Raw genomic sequence first — 21,756 nt, 5'->3', positions numbered from 1 at the left:
GAATTAATGACTATTCTAGACATTTCTCATTCATATTGACAGTATTGGTTATGATTTGTTCACTGAAGAACCTATTTGTTGATGAGTCAGGATGACAATAATGAATATCCAAGAAATTTGGTTAAGAATGTCACAGGTTAAAAGGTTATTACCTCTGAATGCAGTAAGAATAATTAATGAGCTAAAACAACTAAATAAAATTAGCTATCAGACTTTACACCATCATGGTTTGAATGAAATACAGCAATTACAGTTTATGAATGTCTCTATGCACCGGCTTGAGAAAGTACAGGCATGGCTTTCAAATAAACATCATCAAATGATTACTTTCTGTGATTCCTATTACCCTTTTTTATTAAAGCAAATTTACCGTCCTCCTCTTTTATTATTTGTCGTGGGAAAAAGTGAATTATTGGTAACGCCACAAATTGCTGTAGTTGGAAGTCGTAGAGCAAGTGAATACGGCAGAATATGGACTAACCTATTTGTGAAGAGCTTTGTCCATCATGGTATAACCATCACCAGTGGGCTTGCATTAGGTATCGACGGTATAAGCCATAAGGCTGCCCTTGATAATCGAGGTGAAACAATTGCGGTTTTAGGTAGCGGGTTAGCGAATATTTATCCACGTCAACATACTGAATTGGCTGAAAAAAATCAAAAATTATGGTGCTTTGATTTCAGAATATTGGCCTGATGCACCACCATTACCTAAACAATTTCCCAAGAGAAACCGTATTATTAGTGGGTTAAGTAAAGCAGTTATTGTAATCGAAGCAGGGATGAAAAGTGGCTCACTGATAACCGCTAGGTATGCATTAGAGCAAAACCGCGACTTATTTACATTGCCTGCTCCATTAGGTAACTCTGCATTTCATGGCAACCATTGGTTATTACAGCAGGGAGCTTATCTATTAGCTGAACCTGAGGATGTTTTACAGCATATAGGTGATGGGTTAAATTGGATACAAACCGAATTACCTATAGAACAGGCACCACTTGAGTTTAATGTGGTAGAAAATAAAATTTTAGGTATGGTTGGGTACCAAGCGACACCAGTAGATGTCATTGCAGAACAAACCCAAATTCCAGTTACTCAAATTATTACCATATTAACTGAGATGGAAATTAATGGGGTAGTTAGCTCGGGGGCTGGTGGGTATACCAGAGTAACTTAGTTAAAAGCAACAGTAGAGAAAAACATGTCTAAACAACTGCCTTTCGATACAGAAAAAAATGAACATTGTCCAGAATGCGATTCTTTGCTTGTTATCCGCAATAGTTCACATGGGCCTTTTTTAGGTTGTTCAAGTTATCCACAATGTCATTATATGAGACCGCTAAGACCTACGGTGGAAAGTCATATAATTAAAGTATTAGAAGGTCAACATTGTCCTAAATGTAGTCACGACCTAGTGCTTAAGCAAGGCCGATTTGGCATGTTTATTGGTTGTAGTAATTATCCTGAATGTGAACATATTGAGCTAATTGATAAACCGGATGAAACTAAAATTTCTTGTCCTCAATGCCAAAAAGGGAATTTATTACAGAGAAAATCGCGTTATGGTAAGACTTTTTATGCTTGCGACAATTACCCTAACTGTCAGTTTATATTAAATAATAAGCCTATTAATAGTAAATGTAAGTATTGTGAGTATCCATTACTTATGGAAAAAAGGGGGGGACAGGGAGTAAGATTATTTTGTGCCAGCAAACGCTGCGGTAAACAACAAGAAGAATAATGAGTTAAAACTATGTCAAATATATCTACACCTGCAATTGAAAGTATTATTAGTTCATTACAACATGAGGAGGTTATTGCCTATCCAACAGAAGCCGTATTTGGTTTAGGTTGTGACCCTGATAGTGAAACAGCGGTATATAAGTTATTAGAGTTAAAGCAACGCCCTTGGGAAAAAGGATTAATCCTTATCGCTGATAGCTACGAGCAATTAAAAGACTATATAGATGATGAGCAACTAACAGAAGAACAAAAGCAAGCGATGTTTGCAACATGGCCGGGGCCAGTAACATGGGTGATCCCGGCAAAAGTAACGACTCCAAAATGGTTGACAGGTCGGTTTGATACTATCGCAGTGAGAGTTACAGACCATGAATTAGTAAAAAAATTATGCCGTCATTATGGCAAACCTTTGGTATCTACAAGTGCTAATTTAAGTGGGTTAGAGCCTTGTAGGACAACTGAAGATGTTATTGCACAGTTCAACGGGAGTATTCCTGTTTTTGATGGAATGGTCGGTGGTCGTCAAAACCCATCTGAAATAAGAGATGCAAAAACAGGGCAATTATATCGTAAAGGATAATATTGATGGAAATGTTTGCGGTTTTTGGTAATCCAATTCAACACAGTAAATCACCTGTTATACATAAAATGTTTGCAGAGCAAACAGGGGTTGCCCTTGAATATGAAAAAGTCCTAGCACCAATCGAGGGATTCGAACAAAGTCTAATAGGTTTTTTTTCTCAGGGTGGAAAGGGCGCAAACATTACTTTGCCATTTAAGGAGCGTGCTTTTCAGGCTGTTTCTGAATTAACTGCAAGAGCTCAAGTTTGTGGCGCTGTTAATACGGTGATGAAGCTTGATGATAATCGATTGTTGGGCGACAACACCGATGGAATGGGGCTTTTGTTAGATTTACAACGTTTAAAGTTTGTTCATCCAAATAGCCGAATATTAATGATTGGTGCTGGTGGTGCGACACGTGGAGCATTATTGCCACTTTTAGAATATGGCTGTGATATCACTTTGACAAATAGAACCTTTTCTAAGGTTGAATTATTAGTTAATGAATTTTCAGCACTAGGTAAAATGTGCGGGAAAGAGATCTCACAGATCGTATCTGCTGATTTTGATCTGATTATCAATGCGACTTCATCTGGTGTAAGTGGAGAGGTTCCTGCAATCAATCCAAATGTGTTTAGCGATCAAGCTGCATGTTATGATATGTTTTATCAATCATCATTAACGCCCTTCCTTGAGTTTGCGACTCAACTTCAAGTGACTAAAATAGCCGATGGCCTAGGTATGCTAGTAGGGCAAGCCGCGTTTTCTTTTAAACTATGGCATGGCATTCTTCCTGAAATTACACCTGTTCTATCTGCCTTATATAAGGAATTGAAAGGGTGAATCAGCAAATTCAATTCCCTGATAGAGAAGAGTGGGATGCGCTATCCAAGCAAGTACGCTTTCCTGTGTTGATCAGCGGAATGCTTGCGGAATGTGCAATTTCTCAGTCATTGTTATTTCAACGTTATGGTAAAGAAGAAACACCTTTGAGTTTATTTCAGCAGCATCGATGGGATATAGAAGAAGAGTTTGAAGCCTTGATTGAACAAGGCCTCGATGATTACGATGGGTTTTACATATTATCAGATGCTAAATAGTTATTTTTCCATTCGACATAGTTATTCGCTGAATAACGTAAATGACCTAACTCAGCATCAGTCAATTTTCGGATGGCTTTTGCTGGGCTCCCTGTATATAAGTAACCGGATTCGAGTCTTTTTCCTTGAGTTACTAAACTGTTAGCCCCAATAATAACGTCATCTTCCACTATAGCTCCATCAATGACAATTGAACCCATTCCAACCAGCACTCTATTTCCTATAGTGCAACCATGTAACATAACTTTATGACCAATGGTGACATCTTCTCCAATAATTAACGGGTTCCCCTCAGGGTTACTTGCGGATTTATGTGTGACATGTAGAACTGAGCCATCTTGAATATTGGTACGTGCACCAATAGAAATATAGTTAACATCACCACGCAAAACAGAAAGAGGCCAAATACTGACATCATCAGCTATGCGAACATCTCCAATTACAACAGAAGATGGGTCAATGAAAACGCGTGCATTAATAGAAGGGTAAATATCTAAATAAGGACGTAAAAGTGTGTTCATAGTGATAACCGTAAAAAAGAAATAAAAGATAGCAGTTAAATAACTCATTAGTTCATTATGAATTTATGAGCGAGTAGGTTGCTAAAGTTAGAATTATAGGCATGAAGTCGTTTCTTTTATAACCGTTATGCGGTGAAAAAGCACAAGGTGGCTATTTTATCCGCAAACAGAGTTTTTTTTTAAAAAAAAGGTTGTGTAATTCTGAAGGCTCCCTATAATGCGCATCCGTTGTCACGACAAACCGGTTAGAAGAAAACTTCATAACCCAGTGATAACAGAGGTGAGAAAGAAAAAGTTGAAAATAAACGCTTGACTTTCTAAATAAAAAACGTAATATACGACACCTCGCGACAACGACCTAAGTTAATAAAAACTGAGTCGAATTTCAAAAAAAGAAATGTCGCAACGCTCTTTAACAATTTATCAGACAATCTGTGTGGGCACTCACAGGACACTATCAAAAAAATATTTGATTTTAAGTCTTGAAGAGTGACTAACACGTTAATTCATATATATGAACTAATAGGTAATATGTTTTCGCAAGAAGACATACGACAGTAAACATTCTTTGAGCATCAAGCTTTTTAATTGAAGAGTTTGATCATGGCTCAGATTGAACGCTGGCGGCAGGCCTAACACATGCAAGTCGAGCGGTAACAGGGGAAGCTTGCTTCTCGCTGACGAGCGGCGGACGGGTGAGTAATGTATGGGGATCTGCCCGATAGAGGGGGATAACTACTGGAAACGGTAGCTAATACCGCATAATCTCTAAGGAGCAAAGCAGGGGAACTTCGGTCCTTGCGCTATCGGATGAACCCATATGGGATTAGCTAGTAGGTGAGGTAATGGCTCACCTAGGCGACGATCCCTAGCTGGTCTGAGAGGATGATCAGCCACACTGGGACTGAGACACGGCCCAGACTCCTACGGGAGGCAGCAGTGGGGAATATTGCACAATGGGCGCAAGCCTGATGCAGCCATGCCGCGTGTATGAAGAAGGCCCTAGGGTTGTAAAGTACTTTCAGTCGGGAGGAAGGCGTTGTTGCTAATATCAACAACGATTGACGTTACCGACAGAAGAAGCACCGGCTAACTCCGTGCCAGCAGCCGCGGTAATACGGAGGGTGCAAGCGTTAATCGGAATTACTGGGCGTAAAGCGCACGCAGGCGGTTGATTAAGTTAGATGTGAAATCCCCGGGCTTAACCTGGGAATGGCATCTAAGACTGGTCAGCTAGAGTCTTGTAGAGGGGGGTAGAATTCCATGTGTAGCGGTGAAATGCGTAGAGATGTGGAGGAATACCGGTGGCGAAGGCGGCCCCCTGGACAAAGACTGACGCTCAGGTGCGAAAGCGTGGGGAGCAAACAGGATTAGATACCCTGGTAGTCCACGCTGTAAACGATGTCGATTTGAAGGTTGTTCCCTAGAGGAGTGGCTTTCGGAGCTAACGCGTTAAATCGACCGCCTGGGGAGTACGGCCGCAAGGTTAAAACTCAAATGAATTGACGGGGGCCCGCACAAGCGGTGGAGCATGTGGTTTAATTCGATGCAACGCGAAGAACCTTACCTACTCTTGACATCCAGAGAATTTAGCAGAGATGCTTTAGTGCCTTCGGGAACTCTGAGACAGGTGCTGCATGGCTGTCGTCAGCTCGTGTTGTGAAATGTTGGGTTAAGTCCCGCAACGAGCGCAACCCTTATCCTTTGTTGCCAGCGACTCGGTCGGGAACTCAAAGGAGACTGCCGGTGATAAACCGGAGGAAGGTGGGGATGACGTCAAGTCATCATGGCCCTTACGAGTAGGGCTACACACGTGCTACAATGGCGTATACAAAGAGAAGCGACCTCGCGAGAGCAAGCGGAACTCATAAAGTACGTCGTAGTCCGGATTGGAGTCTGCAACTCGACTCCATGAAGTCGGAATCGCTAGTAATCGTAGATCAGAATGCTACGGTGAATACGTTCCCGGGCCTTGTACACACCGCCCGTCACACCATGGGAGTGGGTTGCAAAAGAAGTAGGTAGCTTAACCTTCGGGAGGGCGCTTACCACTTTGTGATTCATGACTGGGGTGAAGTCGTAACAAGGTAACCGTAGGGGAACCTGCGGTTGGATCACCTCCTTACCATTGAAGTGTTTTTGTGAAGTGCTCACACAGATTGTCTGATAGAAAGTAGAGCAATAGGCTATACGTGGGAGACTTATTCGAGAGAATAGGACTTACATGAAAGCACAAAAGTTTTTGTGATTTTCGTGTCCCCTTCGTCTAGAGGCCTAGGACACCGCCCTTTCACGGCGGTAACAGGGGTTCGAATCCCCTAGGGGACGCCAATTGCGCCGATATCGAGTGAAAGACGATGTCCCCAATAATGATTAAGCCAATTATATTGTAGTTGGTTTAACAATTATGCTCTTTAACAATCTGGAACAAGCTGAAAATTGAAAACAACGCACATTGTTTATCGCTTAAACAATGTGAGAGTCTCTCAAAATTTCAGACCTGAAATTTTCGGTCACTTTAGCGAGTGGCATGAGCGAGCAGTCAGTCCTTCGCGGCGGCCAGCGCACAGCAAGCGCAGCATACATAAGTATGTGAGCATTGCGAGCACTGCCCAACAAAGAAGGAATGCACGCACAGCCATGACAGTAAGGTGAACGTTGAAACAATTTCGGGTTGTGAGGTTAAGCGACTAAGCGTACACGGTGGATGCCTAGGCAATCAGAGGCGATGAAGGACGTGCTAATCTGCGATAAGCGTCGGTAAGGTGATATGAACCGTTACAACCGACGATTTCCGAATGGGGAAACCCAGTGCAATTCGTTGCACTATCGTTTGATGAATACATAGTCAAACGAAGCGAACCGGGGGAACTGAAACATCTCAGTACCCCGAGGAAAAGAAATCAACCGAGATTCCCCTAGTAGCGGCGAGCGAACGGGGAGCAGCCCAGAGTCTTAATCAGCATTAGCATCAGGAGAACGGTCTGGAAAGTCCGGCAGTAAAGGGTGATAGCCCCGTATCCGAAGGTGTTAGTGTTGTGAACTCGACGAGTAGGGCGGGACACGTGTTATCCTGTCTGAATATGGGGGGACCATCCTCCAAGGCTAAATACTCCTGATTGACCGATAGTGAACCAGTACCGTGAGGGAAAGGCGAAAAGAACCCCGGCGAGGGGAGTGAAATAGAACCTGAAACCGTGTACGTACAAGCAGTGGGAGCCCCATCACTCAAGTGCCTCGGCAATTGAGTGAGGGTGTAAAACCATCACAATAACAGCGCAGGATTTGCCAACAAGATTGGCTGATTTTTTCAAGCCGCAGCGCAGTGGACATCGAAGTCCATGAGCAGCGGAAGTTAAAAAATCGGGCAAGATTGGCCGCAAAGACAAGCGGGACATTTGAGGATGGGGTGACTGCGTACCTTTTGTATAATGGGTCAGCGACTTATATTCTGTAGCAAGGTTAACCGAATAGGGGAGCCGTAGGGAAACCGAGTCTTAACTGGGCGAATGAGTTGCAGGGTATAGACCCGAAACCCGGTGATCTAGCCATGGGCAGGTTGAAGGTTGGGTAACACTAACTGGAGGACCGAACCGACTAATGTTGAAAAATTAGCGGATGACTTGTGGCTGGGGGTGAAAGGCCAATCAAACCGGGAGATAGCTGGTTCTCCCCGAAAGCTATTTAGGTAGCGCCTCGTGAACTCATCTTCGGGGGTAGAGCACTGTTTCGACTAGGGGGTCATCCCGACTTACCAACTCGATGCAAACTACGAATACCGAAGAATGTTATCACGGGAGACACACGGCGGGTGCTAACGTTCGTCGTGAAGAGGGAAACAACCCAGACCGCCAGCTAAGGTCCCAAAGTCATAGTTAAGTGGGAAACGAAGTGGGAAGGCTCAGACAGCCAGGATGTTGGCTTAGAAGCAGCCATCATTTAAAGAAAGCGTAATAGCTCACTGGTCGAGTCGGCCTGCGCGGAAGATGTAACGGGGCTAAACTATGCACCGAAGCTGCGGCAGCGAACGTATCACTTAAACTGATTAAGTGATACTCAAATGTATCAAAACGATTGACGGAGCGAAGCGACGTCAATGCGTCCAACAAAGTCGAGGCGGAAACGTCAGGCAGTCAGTTTAAGGATACGTTCGTTGGGTAGGGGAGCGTTCTGTAAGCCTGTGAAGGTGTGCTGTGAGGCATGCTGGAGGTATCAGAAGTGCGAATGCTGACATAAGTAACGATAATGCGGGTGAAAAACCCGCACGCCGGAAGACCAAGGGTTCCTGTCCAACGTTAATCGGGGCAGGGTGAGTCGACCCCTAAGGCGAGGCAGAAATGCGTAGTCGATGGGAAACGGGTTAATATTCCCGTACTGGTGATAATTGCGATGGGGGGACGGAGAAGGCTAGGCTATCCGGGCGACGGTTGTCCCGGTTTAAGGATGTAGGCAGGTGAATTAGGCAAATCCGGTTCACTACATGCTGAGGTCCGACGACGAGTCACTACGGTGATGAAGTAGCTCATGCCCCGCTTCCAGGAAAAGCCTCTAAGCTCTAGATTATCATTAATCGTACCCCAAACCGACACAGGTGGTCAGGTAGAGAATACTCAGGCGCTTGAGAGAACTCGGGTGAAGGAACTAGGCAAAATGGTGCCGTAACTTCGGGAGAAGGCACGCTGGCATTAGGTGAAGTGGTTTACCCATGGAGCTGAAGCCAGTCGCAGATACCAGCTGGCTGCAACTGTTTATTAAAAACACAGCACTGTGCAAACACGAAAGTGGACGTATACGGTGTGACGCCTGCCCGGTGCTGGAAGGTTAATTGATGGGGTTATCCGTAAGGAGAAGCTCTTGATCGAAGCCCCAGTAAACGGCGGCCGTAACTATAACGGTCCTAAGGTAGCGAAATTCCTTGTCGGGTAAGTTCCGACCTGCACGAATGGCGTAATGATGGCCAGGCTGTCTCCACCCGAGACTCAGTGAAATTGAACTCGCTGTGAAGATGCAGTGTACCCGCGGCAAGACGGAAAGACCCCGTGAACCTTTACTATAGCTTGACACTGAACATTGAGCCTTGATGTGTAGGATAGGTGGGAGGCTTTGAAGTGTGGACGCCAGTCTGCATGGAGCCAACCTTGAAATACCACCCTTTAATGTTTGATGTTCTAACGTTGCCCCATTATCTGGGGTGCGGACAGTGTCTGGTGGGTAGTTTGACTGGGGCGGTCTCCTCCCAAAGAGTAACGGAGGAGCACGAAGGTTGGCTAAGCATGGTCGGACATCATGCGGTTAGTGCAAAGGCATAAGCCAGCTTGACTGCGAGAGTGACGGCTCGAGCAGGTACGAAAGTAGGTCTTAGTGATCCGGTGGTTCTGAATGGAAGGGCCATCGCTCAACGGATAAAAGGTACTCCGGGGATAACAGGCTGATACCGCCCAAGAGTTCATATCGACGGCGGTGTTTGGCACCTCGATGTCGGCTCATCACATCCTGGGGCTGAAGTAGGTCCCAAGGGTACGGCTGTTCGCCGTTTAAAGTGGTACGCGAGCTGGGTTTAGAACGTCGTGAGACAGTTCGGTCCCTATCTGCCGTGGGCGTTGGAAGATTGAAAGGGGCTGCTCCTAGTACGAGAGGACCGGAGTGGACGCACCACTGGTGTTCGGGTTGTCATGCCAATGGCATTGCCCGGTAGCTAAGTGCGGAAGAGATAACCGCTGAAAGCATCTAAGCGGGAAACTTGCCTTGAGATGAGTCTTCCCTGACCCTTTAAGGGTCCTAAAGGAACGTTTAAGACTAAGACGTTGATAGGTTGGGTGTGTAAGCGTAGCGATACGTTGAGCTAACCAATACTAATGAACCGTGAGGCTTAACCTGACAACACCGAAGGTGTTTTAGAGAGATGGAGTTGTTTTCGAGAAGTGAGAAGCCGAAAGGTGAAGGACACGCAGCTTGTTTGAGATTGAAGTTCTGGTTTAGTGAAGAAAAAAACTAAACGGGAACACACAGAATTTGTCTGGCGGCAATAGCGCGGTGGTCCCACCTGACCCCATGCCGAACTCAGCAGTGAAACGCCGTAGCGCCGATGGTAGTGTGGGGTCTCCCCATGTGAGAGTAGGGAACTGCCAGACATTAATTAAAGGTTTATTGCTCAATAAGCAGTAAACAGCCGAAAGGCAAAAGAATAAGTGGAGCGGTAGTTCAGTTGGTTAGAATACCTGCCTGTCACGCAGGGGGTCGCGGGTTCGAGTCCCGTCCGTTCCGCCACTTAATTTAGGGGCGTAGTTCAATTGGTAGAGCACCGGTCTCCAAAACCGGGTGTTGGGAGTTCGAGTCTCTCCGCCCCTGCCAGTTACCAATTAAGTAATAATAAAAGAAGTATCTATTGATAACCCGATTAGCTTAATCGGGTTTTTCTTTATTCGTATGACTATAAATATAAAGTTATTTTCCCCTTCTGCTAATTTTCAATTTATTTTATCCCATTAACCATCCCACTGTTTTGTATCTCTTAATCGTATTCACTATTTAAATACACTGTGATGTTACGTTCTCCTAGCTACTTTTTATTTTCACCATCTTATATTTATTTTTCGCATCATCAGTGAGTTGTTACTTACGACTTTATACTTCTCAATAGTATTCACAGGCTGAATGATATTTTGTTGTGCTCAATATTTAAATTAGAAAAATGAGAGTATATATAAAGTTGGTAGTTTAATTTTTATTAAGCTCAAAAATTATCTTGCTGAAAAAGCAAAATATCATTGTATTGCTGTATGAATATTGGTCAGTTATCTGTTATTGATATATCTTATTAAAAAGCAAAATGAAGTATCAATTAAGATTATTTTGCAGAGATCTATAGTTTGTTTATGGGATCATAGGAAGGTGAGTGGATTTGTTACTCACCTTCTTATTTTTTATTCACTTAACTGTGCATTTTTTATTGGAGTTTTAATCAGTTGATTGATAAGAGCTTGCTGATCGTTTTTCTGGAGCCAAACTGCATACAAAGGTTTGTTTATTGAGGTTTCTGAGAGCGTTTTTAAGCCCGGATATTGATATACCCAATGAGCAGGTAAAAATGCCGCTGAAAGCGATACAGGAAGTAATTGGCGGGTAATATGGGCTGAGGTAGTGATCATAACAGGTGTGTCATCTTGAGTTAATGAAGGTTCATTTTTTGGATGGAAGTCAGCACCCCATTCAAGCCTTATAAAATTATATTTTGTGAGTGCAATATTTTTTTGGGAAGCCATGAGTTGTAAGTCAATCGTACCGATGATTGTACTTTCAAACTCATCCATTTTAGGCGGTTCAGTTGCGATTAATAAGTCTAATTCTCTAGAATGTAGTTGCTTAACAAGAGACTGGCGCGTTGAAACCCTAGCTTCGAGCCGTAGTTCATCATGTTGATTATAAAGTTCTTCTACCCAGTCAGTTAGATAACCTTCCCAAAGTGAAGCTGTTGCACCAATAGAAAGCTCTGTGTGTTGTGAGGCATGAGATATTTCTTTTTTAGCTTGCAGCCAGGTATTCATTAACGATTCAGCATATGGAACAAGCCTTTCTCCGGCAGCTGTTAACCGGATATTGTTTCTATGCCGCGTAAATAGGCTTGTACCTAATTGTGTTTCTAATTGCCTAATACGGAAGCTAACCGCTGATTGCGTTAAATAGAGTGATTCTGCGGCTCGACCAAAGTGCCTAGTTTTACTGACCTCTAAAAAAGTTCTCAATAACTCGCTGTCCACATGCATCTCCAATTATTTTTGTCGTGATGATTTAAATGTTTTGTTTTACAGATTGTCAATGCTGTCTAATACTCCGCGCCATATAGAGTTTGACTGTAATAAGTTAGGAGTGTGTCAGATGGCAGATAGCTTCATCACGACTAATCGTTTTTTTGATAACAAACATTACCCACGTGGCTTTTCTCGTCATGGTGATTTCACCATTAAAGAAGCTCAGTTGCTAGAACGTCTCGGCCAAGCTTTTAATGAGCTTGATACAGGTAAACGTGCACCTCAGACAGAAGAAGAAAAACTTTTCGTCGCTGTATGCCGTGGTGAACGTGAACCGGCTACCCCAGAAGAAAAAGTTTGGACAAAATATTCTAGCCGTATTAACCGTCCAAAACGCTTCCATACTTTATCTGGCGGTAAACCGCAGATAGACCCATCGGAAGACTACACTGATACAGATGATTAATATTATCATCGTATGATAAGAGGGACTTCGGTCCCTTTATTTCTACGGGATAATAAGTACTTATCTGCCCACTCTTCTCAGCTTACTTGTTTTTGCAAATGAAGCAATAACTTATCCATTGCTCGATACCCCAAAGCTTCTAATAAATCTGAACGTTCAATAGTTTCTGCGGCATTAAGGTCGGCGATTGTTCTAGCAACCCTTAAAATTCTGTGCCAGGCTCGAATGGAAAGACCTAACTTATTTAATGCATGTTCTAAGAATAACGCATCTTTTGTTGTTAGCAGGCAAAATTGTGTGGTTTCTCTTGGTGTTAATAAACTATTAATTTTTCCAGCTCGCCTAAGTTGCCTATTTCTGGCTTCGATGACTCTTTGTCTAACCTGTTCACTTGTTTCACCTTGGTTAGTTTGATTACTTAATGAACCGAGAGGTAACAATGGAATCTCTATTGAAAGATCAAATCGGTCAATAAAAGGCCCTGATATGCGTGAAAGATAACGTAGTATGCGAGTAGGAGCTGAGCGGCTCATTTCTCCTTGGTAATGGCCTGTTGGGCTAGGATTTAGGGCCGCAATTAGCTGGAAACTGGCAGGATAGCAAACTTTTGCTTTTGCTCGAGAAATGCTAATTTTTCTAGATTCTAGGGGTTCTCGTAAAGAATCTAATACCGAGCGGCTAAATTCGGGTAATTCATCTAAAAATAAAACACCATGGTGTGCAAGTGAGATCTCACCAGGTTTGGGAAGAGAGCCACCACCAATTAAAGCGGCAATTGATGCACTATGGTGGGGTGCTCTAAAAGGCCTTATTGGCCAATTCATGTCTTCTTTTGTGTTTTCACTTAAACTATGTAGTGAAGCAACTTCTAAGGCTTCTTGAGAGGTTAATGGGGGGAGTAAAGTCATTAGACGGCTTGCTAGCATAGTTTTTCCTGTCCCCGGAGGACCTAACAAGAGTAAATTGTGTCCACCTGCAGCACAGATTTCTAATGCCCGTTTCCCATGTTCTTGACCAATAATATCGTTGATATCACCTTCTTGCTTGGTTGGGATAGATGCTTGATGAACTTGTTGATTACAAACTAATGTGTGTTTGTTATGTAAAAAATGGCAGAGCTCTAATAAGGATGTCGTGAAATAAACGCTATTATCTGGAAGTAGGCCTAGTTGGTGTTGGTTCTCCGTTGATAGTATTAAAGAGCGCTGTTGTTTTAATGCTGATTGGGCAGCTGGAATAGCACTGTTGACATAGCGAACATCGCCAGACAAAGCAAGTTCGCCTAAAAATTCATACTGTTTTAATGGCTCGTGGGGGATTTGCCCTGATGATGCGAGTATGGCAATAGCGATGGCAAGGTCATACCGACCACTTTCTTTTGGTAAATCTGCTGGGGCTAAATTAACCGTCATTTTTTTAGCTGGATATTCAAACCCGCTATTTAGTAGAGCGCTTCGAACTCTATCTCTTGCTTCTTTTACTGCTGTTTCTGGTAGCCCAACAAGTGTTAAACCTGGAAGTCCATTACTAATATGTGCCTCAACAGTAACAAGAGGTGCTTCTAACCCAATTGATGCTCTAGTGTAAACAATTGCTAATGTCATAAGCCCTCCAATATTTTTTACAGAGTAATATTCTGCTGAAATTAGGTTTGTTTATCTTGAGTTGATAACATATTTGCGAAGCTGCTCGATAATTTAATTGCTTAGTTACTAGGCTGTTTCAATTTGCGTCGAGTAGCTTCGAGGACTTGTTATAACAGTGATTGCGTTAATTTTATAAAGAGTGGAAGCTATACTGAACGTGGATATTCATAAGAAAAAGTAATTAGTTTTTTGGCGTGAATCTTAATGGTATTGAATGGCTGGTGCGGATGATGTAGCTGATTATGCTATGTATTCTATTGAATTTTACTGAGAAACGGTAGTTTAAGCAGTTTATAATGCTGATTTGTTGATAACGATATGATTTTTAAATAATTTAATGTTTTGAAAATAAATAAATTAAATAAAAGTTGTCAAAACGATTTTAAAATGATAACTCTAAATAATAGATAATTAAGAATATTGAAAAAGTAAAACTCATGAACGCATTTATCCAAGCAGTTAGCCTAATTATTATTAGCGTGGTGGTGATTATTATCCCACCGTGCGGGGCTGCACTTGGACGACGAAGGCTAAAATAACAGCCAGATCTCACGAGAACCCCGCACCGAAAGGCGCGGGGTTTTTTTTGACATAAATGTTGATGAATGCAAACACACTAAATAAAACATAACAAATACAAATAGATAAAGTAGACGGACAGGAGATAAAGCATGAACGGAGCACAATGGTTAGTTCAAGCATTGCGAACACAGGGAGTTGATACCGTATTTGGGTATCCTGGTGGCGCAATTATGCCAGTTTATGACGCATTGTATGATGGCGGAGTTGAGCATTTGTTGTGTCGACATGAGCAAGGGGCTGTAATTGCTGCGATTGGATATGCACGTTCAACAGGGAAAACAGGGGTATGTATCGCAACATCGGGTCCTGGCGCAACAAATGTTATCACGGGATTGGCTGATGCATTGTTAGATTCCGTTCCTGTTGTCGCCATTACTGGGCAGGTTGCTTCTGAGTTTATTGGAACCGATGCCTTTCAAGAAATCGATGTTTTAGGGTTGTCCTTAGCTTGTACTAAGCACAGTTTTTTGGTTGAAGATATCGAGGATTTACCTCGCATTCTTGCTGAGGCTTTCGCAATCGCAAATAGTGGGCGTCCTGGTCCTGTACTGATTGATATTCCGAAAGATATTCAGCTACAACAAGCTGAGTTGTCTCCATTTTTAATGCCGGTAGAGCAAGAAGTCACTTCACCTTTATCTGAAATACAACAGGCAAGAATGCTATTAGAACAATCAGAAAAGCCTATGTTGTACGTTGGTGGCGGTGTTGGAATGTCTGGTGCCGTTAAAGAATTACGTGAATTTATTGAGTTTACAGGTGTTCCTTCAGTTGCAACGTTAAAAGGGCTTGGTGCCGTGAGCCCTTTAGATGAAAACTATTTAGGCATGTTAGGTATGCATGGTACTAAAGCAGCCAATATTTCAGTGCAACGCTGTGACTTACTCATCGCTGTTGGTGCTCGTTTTGATGATAGGGTAACAGGTAAGTTGAATACTTTTGCACCGAACGCCAAAGTGATTCATATCGATATAGACCACGTAGAATTAGACAAATTACGTCAAACACATGTTGCGCTACATGGTGATGCAAAAGTATTACTCCCTGAATTAATGCTTAAAAAATCAATTGAACCTTGGCAGCAGGAAGTTCAGCAACTTAAAAAAGAGTTTGGTTGGCGTTATGACCATCCTGGTGAACCTATTTATGCGCCACTGTTATTGAAACAGCTGTCGGATAAAATGAAACCAAATACGGTTGTGACCACCGATGTAGGGCAACACCAAATGTGGTCAGCACAGCATATCACCGTTGATGGCCCTGAAAATTTCTTAACCTCTAGTGGGCTTGGCACCATGGGGTTTGGTATCCCTGCGGCAATTGGTGCACAGGTTGCTAGGCCTGAGGATACTGTAGTCTGTGTATCTGGGGATGGGTCATTTATGATGAATGTCCAAGAGTTGGGAACCATCAAACGTAAGCAACTTCCTGTAAAAATCCTTTTGATCGATAACCAACGCTTAGGCATGGTTCGCCAATGGCAGGAACTGTTTTTTGAGCAGCGTTATAGTGAAACGATTTTGACGGATAACCCTGATTTTGTGGCATTAGCCAGCGCGTTTGGTATTAAAGGCCAACGGATCACAGATAAGTCGGAAGTTAATGCTGCATTAGATGAATTGCTGAATAGCGAAGGTGCCTATTTATTACAGGTATCAATTAATGAACTAGAAAATGTCTGGCCGTTGGTTCCACCTGGGGCTAGTAATGAAAAAATGATGGAGAAACCATTATGATGCAACATCAAATCTCGATATTGGCCCGTTTCCGTCCTGAGGTTTTAGAGCGTATATTAAGGGTCACTCGCCATCGTGGATTTCGTATTAATTCCATGAATATGGGGCAATCAACAGACGGCGACAATGTTAATATTGAACTTACTGTAAGTAGTCAAAGGCCATTAACCCAGCTTTGTGCACAGTTAACCAAGCTTTCGGACATTACAGAAGTTGAAGTACTACAACAAGAATCACGACTATTACGCACACAAAGTGCAATGTAAGGAATATACAAATGACTAAGAAAGCTGACTTTATTTGGTTTAACGGTGAAATGACGCCATGGGCTGATGCAAAGGTTCATGTTATGTCTCATGCTCTGCACTATGGTACATCAGTGTTTGAAGGTGTCCGTTGTTATGACTCACATAAAGGTCCTGTGGTCTTCCGCCACCGTGAGCATATGCAACGTTTGCATGATTCAGCGAAAATTTACCGTATGCCTGTCAGCTATAGCGTTGAAGAGTTAATGGAAGCTTGCCGTGCAACTTTGCGTAAAAATAACTTAGTCAGTGCGTATATTCGTCCATTAGTGTTTATTGGTGATGTTGGTATGGGTGTTAACCCTCCAGACGGTTATAACACCGATGTGATTTTAGCCGCTTTTCCATGGGGAGCGTATTTAGGTGAAGAAGCGTTAGACCAAGGTATTGATGCGATGGTCTCTTCTTGGAATCGTGTTGCACCAAACACCATTCCTACAGGGGCAAAAGCAGGTGGCAACTATTTATCTTCTCTACTAGTTGGTAGCGAAGCTCGTCGCCATGGTTACCAAGAAGGTATTGCACTCGATGTTCATGGGTATCTTTCAGAAGGTGCAGGGGAAAATATTTTTGAGGTGAAAGATGGCATCCTGTATACACCTCCGTTCACATCATCTGCATTACCGGGTATTACACGTGATGCAATTTTAACCTTAGCAAAAGATATGGGTATCGAAGTTCGTGAGCAAACGCTATCACGCGAATCTCTCTATCTTGCTGATGAAGTCTTTATGACAGGTACTGCTGCCGAAATTACCCCAGTACGTAGTGTTGATGGTATCCAAGTCGGCATTGGTCGTTGTGGCCCAGTAACCAAGCAAATTCAGCAGGCGTTCTTTGGTTTATTTGATGGTACGACAGAAGATAAATGGGGCTGGTTAGATCCAGTAAACCCTTAATAATTAAATTGAAATAGATGTTACAGGCGGACGTTCCCCGCCTGTTTTAAACACGGGAGTTAAAGATATGCCTAAGTACCGTTCAGCAACAACAACTCATGGTCGTAATATGGCTGGGGCTCGTGCATTATGGCGTGCAACAGGCATGACCGATGCTGATTTTGGAAAGCCCATTATTGCTGTTGTTAACTCATTCACACAGTTTGTTCCAGGCCACGTACATTTACGTGATTTAGGCAAATTAGTTGCAGAGCAAATTGAAAATGCAGGTGGTGTTGCGAAAGAGTTTAATACAATCGCTGTTGATGATGGGATTGCCATGGGACATGGCGGAATGTTGTATTCCTTACCTTCCCGTGAATTAATTGCGGATTCTGTTGAATATATGGTGAACGCACACTGTGCGGATGCCATGGTGTGTATTTCAAACTGCGATAAAATCACCCCAGGCATGTTGATGGCGTCATTACGTCTGAATATTCCGGTTATTTTTGTTTCGGGCGGTCCAATGGAAGCAGGTAAAACCAAGCTTTCAGATCAAATCATCAAGCTCGATTTAGTTGATGCCATGATTCAAGGGGCTAACCCTAATGTGAGTGATGCAGATAGTGAGCAAATAGAACGTTCAGCATGCCCAACGTGTGGCTCTTGCTCAGGAATGTTTACTGCAAACTCAATGAACTGCTTAACTGAGGCGCTTGGGTTATCTCAGCCAGGAAATGGCTCATTGTTAGCGACTCACGCAGACCGCGAAACTTTATTTATCAATGCAGGTAAGCGCATTGTTGAATTAACCAAACGCTATTACGAACAAGATGATGAAAGTGCGTTACCACGCAATATCGCTAATAAATCTGCATTTGAAAATGCGATGACGTTGGATATTGCCATGGGTGGTTCAACTAACACAGTCCTGCATTTACTTGCAGCAGCTCAAGAAGCAGAGATCGATTTCACCATGGATGATATCGACCGTTTATCACGTAAAGTCCCACATTTGTGTAAGGTTGCACCGAGTACACAAAAATACCATATGGAAGATGTTCACCGTGCTGGTGGTGTCATCGGTATTTTAGGTGAACTGAGCCGTGCAGGTTTATTGCAAGAAAACGTGACGAATATTTTAGGTCTGAGCTTCCAAGAAACATTAGCGCAATATGATGTGATGTTAACAAAGGACGAGTCTGTCAAATCGATGTTTTCCGCAGGTCCTGCAGGGATCCGCACGACAAAAGCCTTTTCACAGAATTGCCGTTGGCCGTCATTGGATACTGACCGTGAGAATGGGTGTATCCGTAGTATTGAGCATGCGTATAGTTTGGATGGGGGACTGGCTGTCCTGTCTGGAAATATTGCAGAAGATGGTTGTATTGTTAAAACCGCTGGAGTTGATGAAGGCAGTTTAACATTCCGTGGCCCTGCCAAAGTCTTTGAAAGCCAAGATGACGCAGTAGAAGCTATTTTGGGTGGCAAAGTCGTTGAAGGAGATGTGGTTGTTATTCGCTATGAAGGGCCTAAGGGTGGTCCGGGCATGCAAGAAATGCTGTACCCAACCTCATACCTGAAATCAATGGGATTAGGCAAAAGCTGTGCATTGATCACAGATGGTCGCTTCTCTGGTGGTAGTTCAGGTCTTTCGATTGGTCATATTTCCCCAGAAGCAGCGAGTGGTGGCTTATTAGCATTAGTTCAAGATGGCGATATTATTGATATTGATATTCCAAAGAGAACGATGGTGCTGGATGTTAGTGAAAGCGAATTGAATCAACGTCGTGAAACTGAGTTAGCTCGAGGCGATAAAGCTTACACACCGCGTAATCGTCAGCGTGAGGTTTCTTTTGCTCTGCGTGCTTATGCTTCTTTGGCAACGAGTGCAGACAAAGGTGCGGTTCGTGACAAGTCGAAACTAGGGGGCTAATTGTGGCGGCAGCAAAACCATTACCGGTTGCCCCAACCGGAGCAGATTACTTAAAAGCGGCGCTGAGTGCGCCGGTTTATGAGGCTGCACAAGTAACACCTCTTCAGCAGATGGATAAAATATCTTCACGCTTGGGTAACACCATTTTAGTCAAGCGCGAAGATAGGCAACCTGTTCATAGCTTTAAGCTTCGTGGCGCATATGCGATGATTGCTGGCTTAACGGATGAACAAAAATCGAAGGGGGTTGTAACCGCTTCTGCGGGCAATCATGCTCAAGGTGTCGCGTTGTCAGCGAGCCGTGTAGGTGTGAAGGCAAAAATTGTTATGCCTATTGCAACTGCAGACATCAAAGTGGATGCAGTGCGCAGTTTTGGCGGTGAAGCTATTCTACACGGTGCGAACTTTGATGAAGCGAAAGCTAAAGCAATCGCGATGGCAGCGGAAGAAGGATATACCTTTGTTCCCCCTTTTGACCATCCTGCTGTCATAGCTGGCCAAGCCACTATCGCACTTGAATTATTACAGCAAGATGCTCACTTAGACCGTATTTTCATCCCTGTGGGTGGCGGTGGGTTAATCGCGGGCGTCGCTGTGATTATCAAGCAATTAATGCCTGAAATAAAAATCATTGGCGTTGAATCCGAAGATGCAGCCTGCCTGAAAGCAGCGTTAGAAGCAGGGCATCCAGTGGATCTACCTCGTGTCGGGCTATTTGCCGAAGGTGTCGCGGTAAAACGCATTGGTGATGAAACCTTCAGGTTGTGCCAGCAATATGTTGATGATGTTATCACGGTTGATAGCGATTCTATTTGTGCAGCACTGAAAGATATTTTTGAAGATGTTCGTGCTATAGCAGAGCCTTCAGGTGCGTTGGCATTGGCTGGATTGAAAAAATATGTACAGCAGCACAACATCAAAGGCGAGCGTTTAGCGCATATTTTGTCCGGTGCGAATATGAATTTTCACGGGCTGCGTTATGTTTCTGAACGTTGTGAAATTGGAGAACAACGAGAAGCGTTACTGGCAGTGACTATCCCTGAGCAAAAAGGGAGCTTTTTACGTTTTTGCCAGTTATTAGGCCATCGAGCGATTACTGAATTTAACTACCGTTATACGGATGCAGACCCTGATCGTGCATGTATTTTTGTTGGGGTGCGTTTAAGTGGTCGTGATGGAGAACGTTCAGAGATTATCCAAGAACTCAGAAGTAACGGCTATGAAGTTGATGATTTATCTGATGATGAAATGGCCAAACTTCATGTGCGTTATATGATTGGTGGTCGTCCATCAAAGCCATTAGATGAAAGACTGTATAGCTTTGAGTTTCCTGAGTCTCCAGGTGCATTACTGCGATTCTTAGAGACTCTTGGAACTCATTGGAATATTACGTTATTTCATTATCGCAGCCATGGTACAGACTATGGGCGAGTGCTGGCGGCATTTGAATTAGCTGGGCCGGAAGTGCGTTTTGATAGGCATCTTGATGCGCTAGGTTATGAATATCATGATGAAACAGGAAACCCATCTTTCCGTTTTTTCTTAGCGCCGCAAGATAGCCAAAGAACCTTAGATTGAGTTGTCTGGGAGCAATTCCCAAAACGCTTTAATTAATGGTTCACTCAGGCGTTTGCTTAATAGGCAAACGCCGAGTTCAAAGGGTTCAACCATTGAGATATTATCGAGTTGTGAAATACGGCTACGCACGGGCTCTGGGCTGTTATCAACGACCACACTGGGGATCAAGGCAATACCACATCCCAAAGCGACCATTGACACAATAGCTTCATGGCCTGATACCGTCGCGTAAATAACAGGGTTATTGATGTTATGGCGACGGAACCAAAGTTCGATACGTTTACGAGATGGGCCGTGTTCAGGCAGGATGAAGGGGACGGTAGACCAATCAGGTTCCGCTTCTGTCACCATGCTTCGTACAGCACAGGGTAGTGATGGAGCAATCAAAACGAGAGGGATTTCGCCGATTTTTGCAAAACGGACGTTATCAGGTAAGCGCTCGGGTTTGCCTGCAATACCAAGGTCAGCCTCATGCGTTTCCACTTTTTCAACAGCATCAGCTGCGTCCCCCGTCGTGAGTTTAATTTCAACTAATGGGTGTAGCGCACGGAATTTATCTAATACTTCGGGTAAATGACTATAAGCAGCCGTAACTGAGCAAAAAAGGTGCAGTTCTCCGCTGAGCGATGGACTTTGTTGATTGAGAGCATGTTGCAGCTGTTGATATTGCAATAATGTTTGTTGGGCAAACTGCTTAAGGTGCTCTCCTGCTTGGGTCAGCTTGACGGAGCGGTTATCACGCACAAACAGTGGGTGACCAAGCTGTTCTTCGAGGCGTTGTATTTGTCGAGACAATGTGGAAGGGCTGACATGCATCGCTTTAGATGTTCGCCCGAAGTGGCAACTTTGTGCTAAATGTAAAAAAAGCTTGAGATCGCGAATATCCATTTTGCCCTCTAATGAAATCATTAATGATGTTGCAGATATTGCAACATTGTATTGTTAATATATCA

At 43.5% G+C, this 21,756-nt stretch carries 17 protein-coding genes, 3 tRNA genes and 3 rRNA genes; 19 read left to right on the top strand and 4 right to left on the bottom strand.

Annotated features, from left to right (window positions below):
- Window positions 1-100: 100 nt before the first annotated feature.
- From M1F26_RS18330 to M1F26_RS18305, 6 genes are read left to right on the top strand one after another with little or no spacing between them, the layout of a single operon-like run.
- Complete coding sequence (locus M1F26_RS18330; RefSeq protein ID WP_318837628.1) at window positions 101-697, top strand: DNA-processing protein DprA; 597 nt, start codon at window positions 101-103, stop codon at window positions 695-697.
- Window positions 675-1,178 carry a DNA-processing protein DprA gene (locus M1F26_RS18325; protein WP_318837627.1) on the top strand — a complete coding sequence of 168 codons (504 nt, stop codon included), beginning with the start codon at window positions 675-677 and terminating at the stop codon, window positions 1,176-1,178. Before M1F26_RS18330 ends, M1F26_RS18325 begins: the two co-directional genes overlap by 23 nt.
- A 24-nt stretch (window positions 1,179-1,202) precedes the next feature.
- The gene (locus M1F26_RS18320) at window positions 1,203-1,742 is read left to right on the top strand and encodes a type I DNA topoisomerase (protein ID WP_140172946.1); all 540 of its coding nucleotides are present in this window, start codon (window positions 1,203-1,205) and stop codon (window positions 1,740-1,742) included.
- 12 nt (window positions 1,743-1,754) lie between these two features.
- Window positions 1,755-2,324, top strand: coding sequence for an L-threonylcarbamoyladenylate synthase type 1 TsaC (tsaC, locus tag M1F26_RS18315; RefSeq protein WP_140172947.1), 570 nt, complete (start codon window positions 1,755-1,757; stop codon window positions 2,322-2,324).
- Between the two features lie 5 nt (window positions 2,325-2,329).
- Window positions 2,330-3,148: a shikimate dehydrogenase gene (aroE, locus tag M1F26_RS18310; RefSeq protein ID WP_140172948.1), complete on the top strand. Its 819-nt coding sequence runs from the start codon at window positions 2,330-2,332 to the stop codon at window positions 3,146-3,148.
- A complete protein-coding gene (locus M1F26_RS18305; protein WP_140172949.1) occupies window positions 3,145-3,405 on the top strand; it encodes a DUF1488 domain-containing protein in 261 nt (86 codons plus the stop codon). Before aroE ends, M1F26_RS18305 begins: the two co-directional genes overlap by 4 nt.
- On the opposite strand, the gene M1F26_RS18300 is transcribed toward M1F26_RS18305, so the two are convergent.
- Window positions 3,381-3,926, bottom strand: a complete 546-nt coding sequence (locus M1F26_RS18300) for a gamma carbonic anhydrase family protein (protein WP_140172950.1) — start codon at window positions 3,924-3,926, stop codon at window positions 3,381-3,383. The genes M1F26_RS18305 and M1F26_RS18300 overlap by 25 nt on opposite strands.
- Before the next feature lie 585 nt (window positions 3,927-4,511).
- Between M1F26_RS18300 and M1F26_RS18295 the strand changes: the two genes are divergently transcribed.
- From M1F26_RS18295 to M1F26_RS18270, 6 genes are all read left to right on the top strand, one after another.
- Window positions 4,512-6,051, top strand: a 16S ribosomal RNA gene (locus M1F26_RS18295).
- 130 nt (window positions 6,052-6,181) lie between these two features.
- Window positions 6,182-6,257, top strand: a tRNA-Glu gene (locus M1F26_RS18290).
- 349 nt (window positions 6,258-6,606) lie between these two features.
- A 23S ribosomal RNA gene (locus M1F26_RS18285) occupies window positions 6,607-9,803 on the top strand.
- A 138-nt stretch (window positions 9,804-9,941) separates the two neighbouring features.
- Window positions 9,942-10,057: ribosomal RNA gene (rrf, locus tag M1F26_RS18280) — 5S ribosomal RNA — on the top strand.
- The 16S, 23S and 5S rRNA genes sit together here with 3 tRNA genes alongside, the layout of an rRNA operon.
- A gap of 59 nt (window positions 10,058-10,116) precedes the next feature.
- Window positions 10,117-10,193: transfer RNA gene (locus tag M1F26_RS18275), tRNA-Asp, on the top strand.
- A gap of 8 nt (window positions 10,194-10,201) precedes the next feature.
- A tRNA-Trp gene (locus M1F26_RS18270) sits at window positions 10,202-10,277 on the top strand.
- Between the two features lie 572 nt (window positions 10,278-10,849).
- Here M1F26_RS18270 and hdfR read toward each other — a convergent pair.
- Window positions 10,850-11,689 carry an HTH-type transcriptional regulator HdfR gene (gene hdfR, locus M1F26_RS18265; protein ID WP_004906133.1) on the bottom strand — a complete coding sequence of 280 codons (840 nt, stop codon included), beginning with the start codon at window positions 11,687-11,689 and terminating at the stop codon, window positions 10,850-10,852.
- A 112-nt stretch (window positions 11,690-11,801) separates the two neighbouring features.
- Here hdfR and M1F26_RS18260 point away from each other — a divergent pair, with 112 nt between their 5' ends.
- Window positions 11,802-12,140 (top strand): DUF413 domain-containing protein, encoded by a 339-nt coding sequence (locus M1F26_RS18260; RefSeq protein WP_036958821.1) that lies wholly within the window; start codon window positions 11,802-11,804, stop codon window positions 12,138-12,140.
- Window positions 12,141-12,217: 77 nt separating this feature from the next.
- On the opposite strand, the gene M1F26_RS18255 is transcribed toward M1F26_RS18260, so the two are convergent.
- Window positions 12,218-13,744, bottom strand: coding sequence for a YifB family Mg chelatase-like AAA ATPase (locus M1F26_RS18255; protein ID WP_140171879.1), 1,527 nt, complete (start codon window positions 13,742-13,744; stop codon window positions 12,218-12,220).
- Window positions 13,745-14,223: 479 nt separating this feature from the next.
- Between M1F26_RS18255 and ilvL the strand changes: the two genes are divergently transcribed.
- The 6 genes from ilvL to ilvA all read left to right on the top strand — a co-directional run bounded on the left by ilvL (window position 14,224) and on the right by ilvA (window position 20,803).
- Window positions 14,224-14,325 carry an ilv operon leader peptide gene (gene ilvL / locus M1F26_RS18250; RefSeq protein WP_071524553.1) on the top strand — a complete coding sequence of 34 codons (102 nt, stop codon included), beginning with the start codon at window positions 14,224-14,226 and terminating at the stop codon, window positions 14,323-14,325.
- Window positions 14,326-14,457: 132 nt separating this feature from the next.
- Window positions 14,458-16,104, top strand: a complete 1,647-nt coding sequence (ilvG, locus tag M1F26_RS18245) for an acetolactate synthase 2 catalytic subunit (protein WP_110591025.1) — start codon at window positions 14,458-14,460, stop codon at window positions 16,102-16,104.
- Window positions 16,101-16,370, top strand: a complete 270-nt coding sequence (gene ilvM / locus M1F26_RS18240; RefSeq protein WP_004906129.1) for an acetolactate synthase 2 small subunit — start codon at window positions 16,101-16,103, stop codon at window positions 16,368-16,370. The genes ilvG and ilvM overlap by 4 nt, the downstream gene beginning before the upstream one ends.
- Before the next feature lie 11 nt (window positions 16,371-16,381).
- Window positions 16,382-17,308: a branched-chain amino acid transaminase gene (locus tag M1F26_RS18235; protein ID WP_125894369.1), complete on the top strand. Its 927-nt coding sequence runs from the start codon at window positions 16,382-16,384 to the stop codon at window positions 17,306-17,308.
- Window positions 17,309-17,375: 67 nt separating this feature from the next.
- Window positions 17,376-19,226 carry a dihydroxy-acid dehydratase gene (ilvD, locus tag M1F26_RS18230; RefSeq protein ID WP_140171878.1) on the top strand — a complete coding sequence of 617 codons (1,851 nt, stop codon included), beginning with the start codon at window positions 17,376-17,378 and terminating at the stop codon, window positions 19,224-19,226.
- A gap of 2 nt (window positions 19,227-19,228) precedes the next feature.
- Window positions 19,229-20,803, top strand: a complete 1,575-nt coding sequence (ilvA, locus tag M1F26_RS18225) for a threonine ammonia-lyase, biosynthetic (protein WP_140171877.1) — start codon at window positions 19,229-19,231, stop codon at window positions 20,801-20,803.
- Here the strand turns inward: ilvA and ilvY are convergent.
- Complete coding sequence (gene ilvY / locus M1F26_RS18220; RefSeq protein WP_004906122.1) at window positions 20,795-21,691, bottom strand: HTH-type transcriptional activator IlvY; 897 nt, start codon at window positions 21,689-21,691, stop codon at window positions 20,795-20,797. The genes ilvA and ilvY overlap by 9 nt on opposite strands.
- Window positions 21,692-21,756: the final 65 nt, after the last annotated feature.

Source organism: Providencia sp. PROV048 (assembly GCF_033688165.1).
Classification (GTDB): Bacteria; Pseudomonadota; Gammaproteobacteria; order Enterobacterales; family Enterobacteriaceae; genus Providencia; species Providencia hangzhouensis.
The sequence above is the reverse complement of the archived record's forward strand: the minus strand, read 5'-3'. Positions and strand labels throughout refer to the sequence as shown.